Origin of the sequence: Comamonas aquatilis (assembly GCF_965139575.1) — a bacterium.
Classification (GTDB): Bacteria; Pseudomonadota; Gammaproteobacteria; order Burkholderiales; family Burkholderiaceae_C; genus Comamonas; species Comamonas aquatilis.
Window position 1 is genome coordinate 1 of the sequence record NZ_CBCSIW010000014.1, and the last position, 15,480, is coordinate 15,480.

At 61.6% G+C, this 15,480-nt stretch carries 17 protein-coding genes and 1 tRNA gene; 7 read left to right on the top strand and 11 right to left on the bottom strand.

Annotated elements, in window-relative coordinates:
• The 4 genes from ACNAZA_RS15375 to ACNAZA_RS15390 form a co-directional block, all read left to right on the top strand.
• Window positions 1-422: hypothetical protein (locus ACNAZA_RS15375; RefSeq protein ID WP_415797412.1), on the top strand; the 422-nt coding region annotated here is incomplete at its 5' end.
• Between the two features lie 60 nt (window positions 423-482).
• Window positions 483-779 (top strand): hypothetical protein, encoded by a 297-nt coding sequence (locus ACNAZA_RS15380; RefSeq protein WP_415797414.1) that lies wholly within the window; start codon window positions 483-485, stop codon window positions 777-779.
• Window positions 776-1,246, top strand: a complete 471-nt coding sequence (locus ACNAZA_RS15385) for a lysozyme (RefSeq protein WP_415797415.1) — start codon at window positions 776-778, stop codon at window positions 1,244-1,246. The genes ACNAZA_RS15380 and ACNAZA_RS15385 overlap by 4 nt, the downstream gene beginning before the upstream one ends.
• On the top strand, window positions 1,243-1,758 hold the full coding sequence (locus ACNAZA_RS15390) for a hypothetical protein (protein WP_415797416.1): 516 nt from the start codon (window positions 1,243-1,245) through the stop codon (window positions 1,756-1,758). Before ACNAZA_RS15385 ends, ACNAZA_RS15390 begins: the two co-directional genes overlap by 4 nt.
• Before the next feature lie 205 nt (window positions 1,759-1,963).
• Here ACNAZA_RS15390 and ACNAZA_RS15395 read toward each other — a convergent pair.
• A tRNA-Leu gene (locus tag ACNAZA_RS15395) sits at window positions 1,964-2,048 on the bottom strand.
• A gap of 39 nt (window positions 2,049-2,087) precedes the next feature.
• On the opposite strand from ACNAZA_RS15395, the gene cysM reads away from it, so the two are divergent.
• The 3 genes from cysM to ACNAZA_RS15410 all read left to right on the top strand — a co-directional run bounded on the left by cysM (window position 2,088) and on the right by ACNAZA_RS15410 (window position 4,057).
• Window positions 2,088-2,993, top strand: a complete 906-nt coding sequence (gene cysM / locus ACNAZA_RS15400) for a cysteine synthase CysM (RefSeq protein WP_415797418.1) — start codon at window positions 2,088-2,090, stop codon at window positions 2,991-2,993.
• A 121-nt stretch (window positions 2,994-3,114) separates the two neighbouring features.
• Window positions 3,115-3,738, top strand: coding sequence for an NUDIX domain-containing protein (locus ACNAZA_RS15405; protein WP_415797419.1), 624 nt, complete (start codon window positions 3,115-3,117; stop codon window positions 3,736-3,738).
• Window positions 3,739-3,829: 91 nt separating this feature from the next.
• Window positions 3,830-4,057 carry a sulfurtransferase TusA family protein gene (locus tag ACNAZA_RS15410; protein ID WP_120970129.1) on the top strand — a complete coding sequence of 76 codons (228 nt, stop codon included), beginning with the start codon at window positions 3,830-3,832 and terminating at the stop codon, window positions 4,055-4,057.
• 89 nt (window positions 4,058-4,146) lie between these two features.
• Here the strand turns inward: ACNAZA_RS15410 and galU are convergent, their stop codons facing one another.
• From galU to hemC, 10 genes are all read right to left on the bottom strand, one after another.
• Complete coding sequence (gene galU, locus ACNAZA_RS15415) at window positions 4,147-5,034, bottom strand: UTP--glucose-1-phosphate uridylyltransferase GalU (protein ID WP_415797420.1); 888 nt, start codon at window positions 5,032-5,034, stop codon at window positions 4,147-4,149.
• Window positions 5,035-5,109: 75 nt separating this feature from the next.
• On the bottom strand, window positions 5,110-8,013 hold the full coding sequence (locus ACNAZA_RS15420; protein ID WP_415797421.1) for a valine--tRNA ligase: 2,904 nt from the start codon (window positions 8,011-8,013) through the stop codon (window positions 5,110-5,112).
• A 313-nt stretch (window positions 8,014-8,326) separates the two neighbouring features.
• Window positions 8,327-8,977 carry a VOC family protein gene (locus ACNAZA_RS15425; protein WP_415797422.1) on the bottom strand — a complete coding sequence of 217 codons (651 nt, stop codon included), beginning with the start codon at window positions 8,975-8,977 and terminating at the stop codon, window positions 8,327-8,329.
• A gap of 190 nt (window positions 8,978-9,167) precedes the next feature.
• Entirely contained in the window at window positions 9,168-9,743 is a 576-nt protein-coding gene (locus ACNAZA_RS15430) for a YceI family protein (RefSeq protein ID WP_415797423.1), read from the bottom strand.
• 87 nt (window positions 9,744-9,830) lie between these two features.
• Window positions 9,831-10,406: a YceI family protein gene (locus ACNAZA_RS15435; RefSeq protein WP_415797425.1), complete on the bottom strand. Its 576-nt coding sequence runs from the start codon at window positions 10,404-10,406 to the stop codon at window positions 9,831-9,833.
• Window positions 10,407-10,436: 30 nt separating this feature from the next.
• Window positions 10,437-11,000 (bottom strand): cytochrome b, encoded by a 564-nt coding sequence (locus ACNAZA_RS15440; RefSeq protein WP_415797427.1) that lies wholly within the window; start codon window positions 10,998-11,000, stop codon window positions 10,437-10,439.
• Between the two features lie 218 nt (window positions 11,001-11,218).
• Window positions 11,219-12,529, bottom strand: a complete 1,311-nt coding sequence (locus tag ACNAZA_RS15445) for a heme biosynthesis HemY N-terminal domain-containing protein (RefSeq protein WP_415797428.1) — start codon at window positions 12,527-12,529, stop codon at window positions 11,219-11,221.
• 18 nt (window positions 12,530-12,547) lie between these two features.
• Window positions 12,548-13,675 carry a uroporphyrinogen-III C-methyltransferase gene (locus ACNAZA_RS15450; RefSeq protein ID WP_415797430.1) on the bottom strand — a complete coding sequence of 376 codons (1,128 nt, stop codon included), beginning with the start codon at window positions 13,673-13,675 and terminating at the stop codon, window positions 12,548-12,550.
• On the bottom strand, window positions 13,672-14,520 hold the full coding sequence (locus ACNAZA_RS15455) for a uroporphyrinogen-III synthase (protein WP_415797431.1): 849 nt from the start codon (window positions 14,518-14,520) through the stop codon (window positions 13,672-13,674). The genes ACNAZA_RS15450 and ACNAZA_RS15455 overlap by 4 nt, the downstream gene beginning before the upstream one ends.
• Before the next feature lie 15 nt (window positions 14,521-14,535).
• Complete coding sequence (hemC, locus tag ACNAZA_RS15460; RefSeq protein WP_415797432.1) at window positions 14,536-15,474, bottom strand: hydroxymethylbilane synthase; 939 nt, start codon at window positions 15,472-15,474, stop codon at window positions 14,536-14,538.
• Between the last annotated feature and the right edge of the window lie 6 nt (window positions 15,475-15,480).

The window sequence follows — 15,480 nt, forward strand, 5'->3', positions numbered from 1 at the left end:
ACATCATTGTCGAGGCGCCGCAAGCTCCCATCTTGTCCACGCTTGTTGATCTGTCCACCACCGCAGAGCAACCGCTTCATGTGCTGCACGCCCAAGGCCGCTACATCATTGACAGCATCGTCGTGGAGCGGGCTGACGGTACCACCGCTGGCGTGTCGCTATCGCTGAACACCCTTGATGCAGCCCGAGGCGGCGGCCGAGCCATCGCGGCCGCCCTGGATCTTTCGGCATTGGCAAACCGCAAGGCTATTGTTGAGCAAGCTGTAAGCCTGGGCGTCTGGCTCAAGGCTCCTTATCTGTATGCGACGGTTTCTGGCGCTGGGACAGGCACGGCTCGATTGGCCATCTATGGTCGAATTTTGGAGCTCGATGACCCGGAATCCAGAACGTACGGCAAACGGCTGCTTGATCGCGTCGGCTAGTCGATATCGATACAAAACACACACCCGCTTCGGCGGGTTTTTTCGTGCCTGGGAGGGCGAATGGACGATTACGGCAACGAGCTGCCAGCCACCACGCTGCAGCAGGTCAACAAACGCTTTAACCAGGGGAGTGAACGCATGGCAGCGATCGAGCGAGATCTCAAAGTTGCAACGCAAGAATTGCATGAACGAAACCAGCAAATGGCGGAGCTGCTGGAATTTTTTACCGCCATGAAGGGTGCCTTCAAGGTACTGAACTGGGTGGGCAAAGTCGCCAAGCCGCTGGCTGCCATCGTCATGCTGGGCGGAGCCTGTGTGGCGTTCTGGACGGCCATCAAAGGAGGTGCAAGCCGATGAACTGGAAAGAAAAACTCATTGCAGCCATCGGTACCGGCGCAGTCGCACTGGCCGTGCCCCTGGTGGCGAAGTACGAAGGCACCGTGCTGCGCAGCTACCGCGATCCGATCGGCATCGTCACCGCCTGCACCGGCCACACCGGCCCTGAGCTGCGCGACGGCCAGACCTTTACCCGCCAGCAGTGTGAAGAGCTGCTCTACAAAGACTTGGTCCAGCACGCTGACGCACTGGCCTGCATTCGCCAGCCGCTGACGGATGGCCAGCGCGCCGCCTTTGTGAGCTTTGCTTTTAACGTGGGCGAGGGCGCGTTTTGCGGCAGCACCCTGGTACGCAAGGCCAATGCGGGCGACATCGATGGCGCGTGTGCAGAACTGAGCCGCTGGACCTACGCCGGCGGCAAGCAACTGCCCGGTCTCATCAAGCGCCGCGCTGCTGAGCGGAAGCTGTGCGAAGCGGGGCTTGCATGAGCGGCCGCACCCAAGCCTTGGCCGCTGGCTTGCTGCTGGTGCTGGCCTTTGCTGCAGGCTGGTTCGTCAACGGCTGGCGGGCAGATTCACGCATTGCTCGCGTTGAGGTTTCTCAGTCAAAACAGGCTCTAGCGCAGGTAGAACAAGCGCAAGCAGCTACAGAAAACAAAGCAGGCGCGCTGCTGAAGCATGCCTCAGACCAGCAGGAAAACACCCATGACTACACGCAACAACTGGCGGCCCTGGAAGTGGGCCGCGCTGCTGATGCTGTCCGCATTGCAGGCCTGCAGCACGACATCCGCAGCGCCGCAACCCGCAACGCCCAGCTTGCCGGTGACGCCACTGCCTGCCGACATCTCGCAGATCAACACCAGCGACTCGCCGCCCTTGCTGGCGAAGGCGCGGGCGTGGTTGGCCAGCTTGTCGGATTGGTCGAGCGCAGAGATGCCCAAGTAAATGCCCTGAAAGGGCAGATCGATATGGATAGGGCGCTGATTGAGCAAATGAAATAGCCCGTCAAACAAAAGAGCCCCTGACCTTTTTCAAGGCAGGGGCTCTTTTGTTGTTTGGATCATTGTCAGAAAATTGACAGTGTTTGAGGGCGAAAACAAAAAAACCTACATGACTAAACATCATGCAGGCTCTCTGTTTGCTAAATCCGGAACATTACCCGGAACGAAACCCGGAACACATTCAAAATTTATAGCGTCTAACAAGTGGTGCCCGGGGCCGGAATCGAACCGGCACGCCTTGCGGCGGGGGATTTTGAGTCCCCTGCGTCTACCAATTTCACCACCCGGGCTGGCTTAGCGCAGACACGAATTATGGCACAGTATTGCTCATGAAAAAATATTCGACCATTGAACAAGCCATCGGACACACGCCGCTGGTGGCTCTGCAACGCATTGGCGCGGACCTGAATCGCGAGCGCGGCAATGTGGTGCTGGGCAAGCTCGAAGGCAACAATCCGGCGGGCTCCGTGAAAGACAGGCCTGCGCTGTCCATGATCCAGCGTGCCGAGGAGCGTGGCGAGATCAAGCCTGGTGATGCGCTGATCGAGGCGACATCGGGCAATACCGGCATTGCTCTGGCCATGGCTGCGGCCATCAAGGGTTACCGCATGATTTTGATCATGCCCGAGGACCTGTCCATCGAGCGTGCCCAGACCATGAAGGCTTATGGTGCCGAGCTGATCCTCACGCCCAAGAGCGGCGGCATGGAATATGCCCGCGACCTGGCCGATCAGATGGTGGCTCAGGGCAAGGGCGTGGTGCTGGATCAGTTTGCCAATGCCGACAATCCGCGCGCCCACTATGAGACGACGGGTCCTGAGTTGTGGGAGCAGACCGGCGGTGAGATCACGCACTTTGTCAGCGCCATGGGCACCACGGGCACGATTACCGGCGTGGCCAGATTCCTCAAGGAAAAGAACCCCAACATCAAGATCATCGGTGCCCAGCCCGCAGAAGGCTCGCGCATCCCGGGCATCCGCAAATGGCCCGAGGAATATCTGCCCAAGATCTTTGATGCCAGTCTGGTGGATGAAGAGATTTCCGTGACTCAGGACGATGCCGAGGACATGGCCCGGCGCATGGCGCGCGAAGAGGGGATTTTTGCCGGCATCTCGGCAGCCGGTGCTCTATGGGTGGCGCAGCAGATTGCGGCGCGCGAGCACAATGCGACCATTGTGTTTGTGGTGTGTGACCGTGGCGACCGCTATCTGTCCACCGGGGTATTTCCCGCCTGATCCTTGTCTCTGACGCGATTGCATAGACCATAAAATGGGCTCCAAATAGCTGGAGGTCCTTGTGAATCAAGCGCCTGCAGCTATGCATTTCTAAGTAAAAACGGAAACAAGGAGAGCCCGGATGGCCTATGAAACCCGCTACTGCAGCCATTGCGCCAACCCGCTTCGATGGATCACGGCGGCAGAAGATGGTGGCGATGTAGCCCGGCTGCGCTGCCCCGCTTGTGGCTGGACGCACTGGGGCAATCCCACGCCGGTGCTGGCTGCCGTGGTGGAAGGTGATGACGGCCGCGTGCTGCTGGCGCGCAATGCCCAGTGGCAGGAAGGCGTGTTTGGGCTGATCACAGGCTTCATGGAAGCGGGAGAGTCGCCGGAAGCCGGCGTTTGCCGCGAGGTGCTGGAAGAAACTGGGCTGCGTGCCAAGTCCTTGCGGCTGCTGTGCTGCTCCGAATTCTTGCGCATGAATCAGGTCTTGATTGCCTACCATGTGCGCGTTGACGGGCTGCCCGGTGATGTGCGGCTTTCGCCCGAGTTGCTGGAATACCGCTGGCAGACCCCTGAAGAGTCGCTGTGCTGGCCTGCCGGCACGGGCTATGCCCTGGCCGAGTGGATTAAGCAAAAAGGCGTGGAGCCGCGCTTTGGTGCTTTCAGGCCGGGGCAGAACCCCGAGCCCGATCCGCAAAAATGGCCGGTTCGGTACTGGGATCAGGATCCCCGCTTTGTCGTCGCTCCCCAGCTGGGCTGAGTAAAGACCGCGCAGCCACCGGCGGAGCGCAGCTTTTCTACAATCGCTTGAAGGCTGCCATTCTTTGAGCCGCCATGATAGGAATCGTCCCATGCAAGTAGACCAAGAAGTTGATACCCGGGGCCTGAACTGCCCGCTGCCCATTTTGAAAGCCAAGAAGGCGTTGGCTGCGATGCAAACCGGCCAGCTGCTCAAGGTGGTGGCCACCGATACCGGCTCCATCCGCGATTTTCAGGCCTTTGCCAAGCAGACCGGCAACGAGCTGGTGGAGCAGCAGACGGTGGGTGATGAGTTCATCCACATTCTGAAGCGTCGTTGAGAATGTTTGCTCTCGGTTTGAGAGCTTCTGACGCAACAAAGGCCTGCGATTGCAGGCCTTTTGTATTGGAAAATGACTAACAGAGTGCGTTAGATGCTCAGGGATTTGAGGTATTCGCGAAAGCTCACGCCCACATCGGGGTGTTGCAGCGCCAGTTCCACTGTGGCTTCCAGAAAGCCTTCCTTGCTACCGCAGTCATAGCGCTTGCCGCGATACTGGAAAGCGTAGACGGCTTCGTGTTGCATCAGACGCTCAATGGCGTCGGTCAGCTGAATCTCGCCGCCAACGCCCTTGGGCTGGTTGCGGATCTCATCGAAGATGGCGGGCGTCAGCACATAGCGGCCGGCCACACCCATGCGCGAAGGCGCTTTTTCGGGGGCGGGCTTTTCCACGATTTCGTCAATGCGCATCAGCGGGCCACCCGCAGGCTCGCCCTTGACGATGCCGTAGCGCTTGGTGTGCTCCAGCGGCACTTCCTGCACGGCCAGTAGCGAGCGGCCCTGCTTCTGGAAGGCGCTCGTCATTTGCGCCATCACGCCGGGACCGCCGTTTTCGCCTGTCATCAGGTCGTCGGCCAGGATGACGGCAAACGGCTCGTTGCCCACCAGAGGCTCGGCACACAGCACGGCGTGGCCCAGGCCCAGAGAGCGGGGTTGGCGCACGAACAGGCAGTTCATGTCGGCCGGGCTGATGGCGTGCACCAGGTCCAGCATGGCTTGCTTTCCGGCACGTTCGAGCTCGTTTTCCAGCTCATAGGCGGTGTCGAAATGGTCTTCGATGGCACGCTTGCTGCGGCCGGTGACGAAGATCATGTCGCGTATGCCGGCCTCGTAGGCCTCTTCCACGGCGTACTGGATCAGCGGCTTGTCCACCACGGGCAGCATTTCCTTGGGCGAGGCCTTGGTGGCAGGAAGAAAACGGGTGCCCAATCCGGCCACGGGGAAAACGGCTTTGCGAACGCGGGTGTTGTTGCTCATGCAGATCTCAACCAAAAATTTCTGTGAAAAAGGCGCGGGATCAGCCGCGCCTTTGGATTGCTTCAAGCGAGCATATCAGCCCAGGCGGGCGATCTGCTCTTGGATGCGAGCCAGCGTCGCGCTCTTTTCGGAGACGCGTGTGCGCTCTTGCTCGAGCACTGCAGCCGGTGCTTTGGCGACAAAGGCTTCGTTGCCCAGCTTCTTGTTGGAGCTGGCGATTTCTGCTTCGAGGCGCGTGGCTTCCTTGCCCAGGCGGATCTTCTCTGCTGCCACATCCACTTCAACGAACAGCGCCAGACGGGCGTCGCCCACTACGGACACCGGTGCGTTTTGCGCTTCGGCCGTCCAAGTGGCTTCGTCGTCGAACACTTTCACTTCGCTGAGTTTGGCCAGATTCTGCAGCACGGCAGCGTTGTCGCGCAGGAACTGGGAGTCGGCTTCGCTGCTGGCAACCGTAAGCAGCGGCAGGCGCTGGGCTGGCGAGACACCCATCTCGCCTCGCAGGGCGCGGCAGGCATCGACCATCTGCTTGATGCGACCCACATAGGCAATCGCGGCTTCGTCGATCTTGGCGGGTTGGGCTTCTGGGTAGCGGGCCACGGCGATGGAGTCGCCCTTCAGACCGGCAACGGGAGCCACTTGCTGCCACAGCTCTTCCGTCACAAACGGAATGATGGGGTGGGCCAGACGCAAAATCGCTTCCAGCGTGCGGATCAGCGTGCGGCGCGTGGCGCGTTGCTGGGCTTCGTTGCCTGTCTGGATCTGCACCTTGGCGATTTCCAGGTACCAGTCGCAGAACTCGTTCCAGACAAAGTCATAGATGGCGTTGGCCACATTGTCCAGACGGTACTCGGCAAAGCCCTTGGCCACTTCGGCCTCGACCTTTTGCAGCTGGGAGGAAATCCAGCGGTCGCTCTGGCTGAAGTGCATATAGCCGGCAAACTCGCCACCGGGCTGGCACTGCTCCTTGCTGTGTTCCTTGAGACCGCAGTCATAGCCTTCGCAGTTCATCAGCACAAAGCGCGAGGCGTTCCAGAGCTTGTTGCAGAAGTTGCGGTAGCCCTCGCAGCGCTTGCTGTCGAAGTTGATGGACCGGCCCAGCGATGCCAGCGCGGCAAAGGTGAAGCGCAGTGCGTCCGCTCCGTAGGCGGGAATGCCTTCGGGGAACTCTTTTTGCGTGTTCTTGCGTACCTGGGGTGCGGTTTCGGGTTTGCGCAGGCCGACTGTGCGCTTGTCCAGCAAAGGCTCGAGTGCAATGCCGTCGATCAGATCGACCGGATCCAGCACATTGCCTTCGGACTTGGACATCTTCTTGCCCTGCGAGTCACGCACCAGACCGTGGATGTACACGTGCTTGAACGGCACGCGACCGGTGAAGTGCGTGCTCATCATGATCATCCGGGCTACCCAGAAGAAGATGATGTCGTAGCCGGTCACCAGCACCGAAGAGGGCAGGTAGAGGTTGAAGTCGTCGTCGGCGGCATCGGTCTGGTTGGGCCAGCCCATGGTCGAGAACGGCACCATGGCCGAGGAATACCAGGTGTCCAGCACGTCGGCGTCGCGGGTCAGGGTCTTGCCCGGAGCCTGGGCTTGTGCCTCGGCTTCGTTGTTGGCAACGTAGATATTGCCTTCCTCGTCATACCAGGCCGGAATCTGGTGGCCCCACCACAGCTGGCGCGAGATGCACCAGTCCTGGATGTTGTTCATCCACTGGTTGTAGGTGTTGACCCAGTTTTCGGGCACGAACTTCACTTCGCCCGAGGCCACGGCATCGATGGCTTTTTGCGCGATGGACTTGCCCGTGGCATCGCCAACACCTGCCTTGCTCATGGCGATGAACCACTGGTCGGTCAGCATGGGCTCGATCACCTGGCCGGTACGGTCGCAGATCGGCACCATCAGCTTGTGCTTCTTGATCTCGACCATCAGGCCCAGTTCTTCCAGATCGGCCACGATGGCCTTACGGGCCACAAAACGGTCCATGCCGCGGTATTTTTCGGGCGCTTCGTCGTTGATCTTGGCGGTCAGCGTCAGCACGCAGATCATGGGCAGCTTGTGGCGCTGGCCGACCTGGTAGTCGTTCTGGTCGTGGGCAGGCGTGACCTTGACCACGCCGGTACCGAACTCGCGGTCCACGTACTCGTCGGCAATGATGGGGATCTGGCGGCCCACCAAGGGCAGGGTCACGGTCTGGCCGATCAGATGCTTGTAACGCTCGTCTTCGGGGTGAACCATCACGGCCACGTCGCCCAGCATGGTCTCGGGGCGGGTGGTGGCCACCACCAGCTGGCCTTCACCGCTGCTCAAGGGGTAGGCGATATGCCAGAGCGAGCCGTCTTTTTCCTGGTTTTCCACTTCCAGATCGGACACAGCCGATTGCAGCACCGGATCCCAGTTCACCAGGCGCTTGCCGCGGTAGATCAGGCCTTGCTGGTAGAGCTTCACGAAAGTCTCGGTCACCACCTTGGACAGCTTGTCGTCCATGGTGAAGTACTCGCGGCTCCAGTCCACGGTGTCGCCCATGCGGCGCATTTGCGTGGTGATGGTGTCGCCGGACTTTTCCTTCCATTCCCAGACTTTTTCCACGAATTTTTCGCGACCCAGGTCATAGCGGCTCACGCCTTGGGCTTGCAACTGGCGCTCCACCACGATCTGCGTGGCAATGCCGGCGTGGTCGGTACCGGGGATCCAGGCCGTGTTGTGGCCCTTCATACGGTAGTAGCGGGTCAACGAGTCCATGATGGTCTGGTTGAAGGCGTGGCCCATGTGCAGCGTGCCCGTCACATTGGGCGGCGGCAGTTGGATGGAGAAATTGTGGCCGGCGGCGGTGGATTCGGCGCTGGGTGCACCGGTGCCGCGATAACCGGCATGGCCGTAGCCGCGCTTTTCCCATTCGGGGCCCCACTGGGCTTCAATGGAAGCGGGTTCAAAAGACTTGGAGAGGCTGTTGAGGCCGGGCTGTTGAATGGTGTCGCTCATGGCTGCAGTGCAAGAACTCTGGAAATGAAAACGGCATCCCTATGGAGGATGCCGTCTGCATGAAAAATTAGGACGGATTGCCAATGATTTTAGCGATCCGATCCGCTAATGGGCGCGGTAGGTCTTATTTCGCCCTCCTGCGCTTATTTATCAAGCACTATTAGCTATAAAACTGATACTGACTGAGCTAACTGCACTTTGAAAAAGCATGTCCTAGCAAAGGGACAGCAAGCAAGGGCCGCCCCGCAGTGATGCTGTCGTCCCCCTCCCGCGAAGCGAGAGAGGGGGATTGCGCGTAGCGCCTCAGGGGGTGTTATTTCCCAGGAACAAATTCCGGCCGGTCATTGCTCTGGGGCTTGAGCGCCTCGGCCGTCTTGCCTTCGGCGCGTTCCCTGCGCCATTGCTCCTTGCGCGCCGTCCACTCATTGAGGCGGGCATGGGCGGTGGTGCTTTCCTTTTGCATCTGCACCGCATCGGCCAGCTGGGCCGTCAGCTCCAGGCGGATGCCATTGGGATCAAAGAAGTAAATGCTCTTGAAGATATGGTGATCCGTCACACCCAGCACTTCCACGCCGCAGGCCAGCAGGCGGGCTTTGGTGTTCTCCAGCTCCTGCACGGTATCGACGCGAAAGGAGATGTGGTTGATCCAGATGGGGGAGTTGGGCGAGGGCAGGGCCGCTTCGTCGTCACCGATGTCGAAGAAGGCAATGAAGGAGCCGTCTTTCAAGCGAAAGAAGAAGTGGGTGTAGGGGCAGTACTCGCCCGTGGAGGGCACGTAGTCGCTCTGGATGATGTGATAGAGCGGCAGACCCAGAATGTCTTCGTAGAAGTGACGAGTTTCCTCGGCGTCCCTGGCCTTGTAGGCGTAATGGTGCAACTGCTGCACGGCGGCGGGCTGGGGCAGGCCGCTCATGTCTACGCGGCGGGGCTGGGAGTAGACCGGTTGGGGGGCTGCAGTGCTCATGGGTGTCTCCTTGAATCTGGGTGTGTGGTGATTCTACTATTCGTAATTGATTTCTTTAAAGTGAATTTGAGTTGCTATCAGGGAAATTCGGGTTTGTCTGGAGAGCGGTCATCAGCAACCAAAAAAAGGCCCAGACCGGCAAGCGGGCTGGGCCTTGGCAAGAGCCTGGCTCTGTTTCAGAGCCGGGTGCTTATTGCTTGACGGCTTCGATCTGCAGCACCAGGCGTACGTTCTTGGGGAAGCCGTAAGGGATGCCGTAGTTCACGCCCCATTGGGTGCGGTCGATGGTGGCTTCAAAGTCGCCGCCGCAGACTTCACGCTTTTGCAGCATGGGGCTTTCGTAGCAGGTGAATTTGTTGGATTTGATGGTGATGGGATGGGTCTGGTCCAGCAAGGTCAGCTTGCCGGTGACTTCCTTGAGCTTGTCGCCCTCGAACACGAATTTGTCGGAGACAAACTTGGCGGTGGGGAATTTCTCCACGTTGAAGATGTCGGCGCTTTGCAGGTGCTTGTTGAAGGGGGCCGTGCCGGAGTTCACCGAAGTCATGTCCAGCTCGATCTGCACCTTGCCGGTCTTGGCGGTCTTGTCGAACTCCACGGAGCCGCTCTTCTTGTCAAAGCGGGCGCGGTTGGTCGAAGCGCCAAAGTGATCGATCTCGAAAGTGGCAAAGGTGTGGGTGGGATCGATGGCGTATGTGGCCGGTGCGGCCTGGACGGCGCCGGCAAACAGGGATGCGGCGGCCAGGGCAAACAAGGTGGTACGCATGGTCAAAAAATCTCCTCTGGGTTGCGGAAAGAATCTAAAACAGGAGCGCTTGGCGCTTGTATTGAAAGGGCTAGAGGCCTGAAATGCTTAAATCTTGCCCACGCCGGTCAATGCCAGCTTGAACTGCACATTGACTTCATCGGCCACCATGGAGGTGTCCTTCCAGTCGCCGTCACCGATCTTGAAAGTCAGGCGCTTGAGCGGCAGAGTGCCGGTGGCCGTGGTGATGGCACCGGACTGGGTCAGCACCAGGGGCACGGACACTTTCTGGGCATTGCCCTTGATGGTCAGCGTGCCGTCGACCTGGTATTTGCCGCCGCCCAGAGCCTTGACGGCGCTGGAGTCAAAGGTGGCTTGCGGGAACTTGGCCACGTTGAACCAGTCGGCCTTGGGTAGTTCGGCATCGGTTTCCTTGGCGCCCATGGTGGCGCTGCCGGTGTCCACGCTGAAGTGGATCTTGCTGGCTTCGGGCTTGGCCGTGTCAAAGTTGATCTTGGCATCGAACTTCTTGAAGTGACCCTTGAGCGGCACGCCCATCTGCTTGGCTTCGAAGTTGATGGCGCTTTGCGCGGGCACCAGCACCTGATCGGCCAGCGCAGCACTGGAGAAAGCGGCTACGCCGAGCGCGGCGATGGCGGCAGAGGTCTTGAACATGGTTTTCATGAAATCCAACTCCTAGGTGTTCAACAAAATTCAGGCTTTGCCGGGCAGCATGCGCGAGAGCAGGCCGTCACGGTCTATCAATTGGTGCTTGACGACGGCTGCCACATGCAGCACGACCAGCGCGGCCAGTGCATAGGCCAGATAGCCGTGCCAGGGCTTGAGGGCTTCGGCCAGATCGGGGCTTTTGCTCACCAGATCCGGCAGCGGCAGCACGCCGAACAGCACGATGGGAAAACCGGCCGCCGAGCTGTACATCCAGCCCACCAGGGGAATGGCCAGGAACAGCACATACAGCAGGTGGTGCACGCCATGGTGGGCCACATGCTGCCAGGCAGGCATGGCGCGCGAAACCGCTTCGGGCAGGGCCGGAGGGCGGTGGGTGAGGCGCCAGACGATACGCAGCGCCGAGAGCAGCAAAATCGTCATGCCCGCCCATTTATGCCAGTTGAAGTATTTCAGCCGGGTGGGAGAGAACGGCAGGCTGGTCATATACAGACCAAAGCCGAAGATGGCGATCAGTGCAATGGCCAGCAGCCAGTGCAGGGCGATGGCGGTGCCTGTATAGCGTTGCGGAGTGACGGAGACGGTAGTCATGGAGTCGTTTGTTTTGAGGTGTCGGCCGTGTGTTTCGCTGCACCGCATTCATAGGGGGTCAGTGCAGTCTGCAGTGTAGGAAGTGCTGAATGCAAAAAGGTTCAGCGAAATTGAGGGCTTTATTCAAAAAAGCTGAAGGCTCATCGGGCTGCTCCATGAAAAAAGCCCCGGCGCGGTGAGTGCAGGGGCTGGTTGAAGCTGAATTTTGCAGAGAGCACTCAATCGTAGAGCGACGGATTGTCCTGCAGCACCACGGTGGCCTGGGCGGCCAGCTTCCAGGCAATGGCCGAGGCTTCCATGTCGCCGCGGTGCTCGGCCATCAGCGCCAGGCGCTGCCAGGCGCGGGTGCGCAGGGCCGGCTCTTCCAGGCGCGGAGCCGAGCGGGTCAGTAGTTGCTGGGCCTTGCCCCAGAGCTGGCGCTGCACGCAGGCCATGCCGGCCAGGTATTGCAGGCGCGGCTCATGGGGGTTGGCATTGGCAGCGGCTTCCATGCGGGCCAGCCAGGCGCCGTCGAGCTTGGCAAGACAGGACTGCATGACTTGCACCAGCTTGGGCAAATGACTTTCCATGCGCTGGCCGGGGTGATCCAGCAAATGCACCCACACCGGCAGCAGCCAAGCGCGGGCTTGCGCAGCCTCGCCGCCCAAGTCGATCAGGCGCTCGGTGGCGGGAATCGCCACTTCCGGCATGGCGCGCTCTTCCTCGTCCAGCGACAGCCAAAAGTGTTGCAGCGACGAGGTATCGCGCGCATCGCGAATGCTGGCCAGCAGCAGGCCGCGCACCACGCTGGCCGAGGCGGCTGGCGAGAAGGCGCGGTGCTTGGCCAGCAGACGAGCGGTGTCCAGTGCGTTGATGGTATCGCCAGCCAAGCGCGATGCCTTGAGCTTGATGCGCAGCGCCATGGTGCGACGGGCAGCGCCCAAAGGCAGCTCGCCCAGGCGGCGCAGCGACTCGGCTGCATCGCGGTCGTCCAGCGCCCAGCGTGCGGCGCGCATCTGGGCGCCTTCGCGGATTTCGGCGTCCTGCGTGCTGCCGGGCACGGGCAGGATCTCCAGCGCTTTTTGCCAATGTTGGTCGCGCAGATTGCTGTCTTGCAAAGCGTGCGAGGCATCGGCCGCCAGCAGATTGGCGGTGGCGGCCAGCTGCTGGCCGTAGGGCACAGGGGAGTGGCCATTTGTGAGTGCTTGCTCCGTTGACAGGGCTGTCAGCGCGGCCTTGCGGGCACGCAGAAAGCGGCCGGCTTGCAGATGCGACAGCGCCTCCAGCAGGCTCTGGTTCATGCTGCGCTCTTTTTGCTGCAAGCGCCAACGACGTGCCTGCTGCGGCATCTGCAGCATGGCAGACAGGGCGCGCAGCGCCGCATACAGCAGCACAAAGGCCAGGGTGACCAGCACGATCGCCAGATTCAGCGACATATCGACCCGGTAGGGCGACCAGAACCAGGTCACCGTGCTCTGGTTGTTGCCGGCAAACAGGGCCGCGGCCACGGCCACGGCAAACAAGGCTATCAACCACAAGGCTGCACGCATCAGTGTTCTCCTTGTGCGTTAACGGCCTGCGGCGGCCGTGGCCAGCGCGGTCAGGGTGTCATCGAGCTGCAGGCGTTCGTTGCTGTGCAGATTGGTTTGAATCTGCTGCAACTGGGTCTGGGCCATCTGGGTGCGGCGGCTGCTGGCATCAAAGTATTTTTGCAGCGCCATGCCTGCACTGGCCAGGTCGGCACGCGCCGCCTCGCCTTGACGTGATAGCAGGGCCAGGCGAGCGTTGAGTAGCTTGAGCTTGAGGTTCTCGCGCAGGAAATAGCCTTGCTCGGGGGCCAGCAGCACGGCCTCGGGGTGGTCTATGCGGCGCACGCGCACCAGGTCGGAGGCGCCATCGCTGACCGCCTGCCAGACGCGCAGGCTTTGGCCGCGCCACCAGGCCCACTGGGCGGGGCCGGCACTGGGGTCCAGCTCGCTGGGGGCTTGCGCCGAGTCGTGGCGGCCGCCTTGCTCGGCCAGACGCGAGCGGGCCGAGCGCGGACGGGTCACGCTGTTGATCAGCGGCAGCTCGTCTACCTGGCGGGCCAGGTCTTCAATGCGGGTCAGCACGCCGGTGGTGTCGGTCACGCTCATGCGCGAGAGCTTGTCCAGATCCAGATCGATAGCACGCACTACAGGCGCCAGGCGGGGTTGCGAGGCGCTCTCGACCCGCTTGCGGGCGGATTTGAGGGTGGCGACCAGCGGTTGCAGGCTGCCTGACAGCTCGGCCTGCTGCTGGGCCAGGCGCACGGCCGAGTCGATATCGGCCACCAGGTTTTCATCGCGCGAGCGCGACAGGCTTTGCATCAGCTCTTCAAGCTGGTTGCGTTGCAGGCTGAGTTCGCCCACGCGCGCTTCCATGACGGAGACGCGGGCCGCGCTGTCGCGGGCCAGATCCTGGGCGTCCTTGGCCAGGGTGCGTGCCTCTATGGACTGCGCGCCGGACTGGGCCGACTGGCGTGCCAGCTGCTCCTGCATATTGGCCACACGCTGCCACAACATGCCGCAGGCGATCAAGGCGGCCACGGTGACCGCGCCCAGTGCAAAGACCAGCGTGCTCGAAGCCGCGCGCGCGGGCGGGGCACTGCCGGAGGTGTCCGCCGAGGCGGGCGATGAAGCGTTGGGGTTGTCGTTATGGATGGAGTCAGAGCTCATGGCACTGATTCTATAGACGCCACCACGGCATGCAGCTCAGGACGGCTTTGCAAAACCAGACCAAATCCGGCCGAAGAGGCTTTGCTGGCAATGCGCTCATGCGTAGCGAGCGCTCGCCCTTGATGCCAATCCTGGTTCGGCAGTAGCTGTTGTAGGTTGGCAACAGCTTCGGAGCTGCTGAACAGCCACAGGGAGCCGTCCACGGCGGCTTGCTGTGCCAGATGTGCTTGCTCACTGCTCCAGCGCGGCAGCTGGCGCTCGTAGACGGCGACGAATTCCACCTCGGCGCCGGCTTCGCGTAAACGGGTTGCCAGCCAGTCGCGGCCGGCACCCGATGTAGCCGGCGGGGCTGGCGCTGACGGATTGCCGGAAGTTGCCGGGCTGTCGCCGCGCACGATCAGCACGCGGTCGCCGGGGCGGATTTGCGTATGGACCTGCTGCCACAGCGTTTCGGACTCGAACTGGGCCGCATCCGGCGCCGGACCGTCGATCTGCGAGGCTGGCATGCCCAGGCTCAGCAAGGCGCTGGCCGTGCCGGGGCCAGGTGTCCATGCTCTTGTTTCAGGAGCTATCAATGCTTGATGGGAAAGCGCTTTAGGCGAATCTGGTTTGAAAAAATACTGTGCCGCATTGCCGCTGACAAACATCACGGCCCGGTAGTGGCCGGGTACCAGGGTGGCATCTCTGGCCGCTGCCAGCGCCTGCTGCACGGCGGGAGCGGCTCTAGGGCCTATGGCCATCAGCGGCAAAGCCACCGCGTTCAGCCCCTGCTCCCGCAAGGCCTGAACCCAAGGTTGAGCGTCATGCGCCGGGCGGGTGACGAGGATGCGGCGTGGGGCCGTCATGCCTGTGGTGGCCGCTCAGGCCTTGGTGGCTGGAATGGCGCCAGCGGCTTGCAGCTGGGCGGCCAGGGCTTCGCCCAGGGCGTTGGCGCTGGCAAAGTCGGTCACCACGGCGCTGGCCTGTACCCGCACCAGAGATTTTTGGCCGTCCATATCGCCCCAGGCCGCTTGCATATGCAAGGTTGTGCCCTCAAAGCGGCCAAAAGCGGCCAGCGGCATGGAGCAGCTGCCGCCCATGCAGCGACTCACGGCGCGTTCGGCCGTCACCGTCAGCCAGGTGGGCATATGGGCCAGAGGCGCCAGGGCCTCGATGATGTCCTGGCGCTCGCTGCGCACTTCAATGCCCAGTGCGCCCTGGCCTGCGGCCGGCAGCATCTGGGCCGGATCGAACTTCATGCGGATGCGATCGGCCATCCCGAGGCGCATCAGGCCGGCGGCGGCCAGCACAATGGCGTCGTACTGGCCTTCGTCGAGCTTGCGCAACCGGGTGTTCACATTGCCGCGCAGGGGCTCGATCTTCAAATCGGGGCGCAGGGCTTGCAGCAAGGCCTGACGGCGCAGGCTGGAGGTGCCGACCACGGCGCCCTGGGGCAGCTCGTCCAGCGTGGCATATCGGCTGGAGACAAAAGCGTCGCGCGGATCTTCGCGCTCCATCACGCAGGCCAGCTCAAAGCCTTCGGGCAGCTCCATGGGCACATCCTTGAGCGAGTGCACGGCCATGGCGGCGCGGCCTTCTTCCAGGGCCACTTCCAGCTCTTTGACAAACAGGCCTTTGCCGCCAACCTTGGACAGAGCGCGATCCAGGATCTGGTCGCCCTTGGTGGTCATGCCCAGCAGTTCGACCTGGTGGCCACGGTCGCGCAGAATGGCCTGCACATGCTCCGCCTGCCACAGCGCCAGCTGGCTTTCGCGCGTGGCAATGACGATGGAAGAGGGCGTGGACGTTGGGGAGTTCATAGCAAA

Excerpts from the sequence above, each read along its gene's own strand:
- ACNAZA_RS15380 (WP_415797414.1), top strand. The coding sequence starts at position 483 with ATGGACGATTACGGCAACGAGCTGCCAGCCACCACGCTGCAGCAGGTC.
- ACNAZA_RS15385 (WP_415797415.1), top strand. The coding sequence starts at position 776 with ATGAACTGGAAAGAAAAACTCATTGCAGCCATCGGTACCGGCGCAGTC.
- ACNAZA_RS15390 (WP_415797416.1), top strand. The coding sequence starts at position 1,243 with ATGAGCGGCCGCACCCAAGCCTTGGCCGCTGGCTTGCTGCTGGTGCTG.
- cysM (WP_415797418.1), top strand. The coding sequence starts at position 2,088 with ATGAAAAAATATTCGACCATTGAACAAGCCATCGGACACACGCCGCTG.
- ACNAZA_RS15405 (WP_415797419.1), top strand. The coding sequence starts at position 3,115 with ATGGCCTATGAAACCCGCTACTGCAGCCATTGCGCCAACCCGCTTCGA.
- ACNAZA_RS15410 (WP_120970129.1), top strand. The coding sequence starts at position 3,830 with ATGCAAGTAGACCAAGAAGTTGATACCCGGGGCCTGAACTGCCCGCTG.
- galU (WP_415797420.1), bottom strand. The coding sequence starts at position 5,034 with ATGAGCAACAACACCCGCGTTCGCAAAGCCGTTTTCCCCGTGGCCGGA.
- ACNAZA_RS15420 (WP_415797421.1), bottom strand. The coding sequence starts at position 8,013 with ATGAGCGACACCATTCAACAGCCCGGCCTCAACAGCCTCTCCAAGTCT.
- ACNAZA_RS15425 (WP_415797422.1), bottom strand. The coding sequence starts at position 8,977 with ATGAGCACTGCAGCCCCCCAACCGGTCTACTCCCAGCCCCGCCGCGTA.
- ACNAZA_RS15430 (WP_415797423.1), bottom strand. The coding sequence starts at position 9,743 with ATGCGTACCACCTTGTTTGCCCTGGCCGCCGCATCCCTGTTTGCCGGC.
- ACNAZA_RS15435 (WP_415797425.1), bottom strand. The coding sequence starts at position 10,406 with ATGAAAACCATGTTCAAGACCTCTGCCGCCATCGCCGCGCTCGGCGTA.
- ACNAZA_RS15440 (WP_415797427.1), bottom strand. The coding sequence starts at position 11,000 with ATGACTACCGTCTCCGTCACTCCGCAACGCTATACAGGCACCGCCATC.
- ACNAZA_RS15445 (WP_415797428.1), bottom strand. The coding sequence starts at position 12,529 with ATGCGTGCAGCCTTGTGGTTGATAGCCTTGTTTGCCGTGGCCGTGGCC.
- ACNAZA_RS15450 (WP_415797430.1), bottom strand. The coding sequence starts at position 13,675 with ATGAGCTCTGACTCCATCCATAACGACAACCCCAACGCTTCATCGCCC.
- ACNAZA_RS15455 (WP_415797431.1), bottom strand. The coding sequence starts at position 14,520 with ATGACGGCCCCACGCCGCATCCTCGTCACCCGCCCGGCGCATGACGCT.
- hemC (WP_415797432.1), bottom strand. The coding sequence starts at position 15,474 with ATGAACTCCCCAACGTCCACGCCCTCTTCCATCGTCATTGCCACGCGC.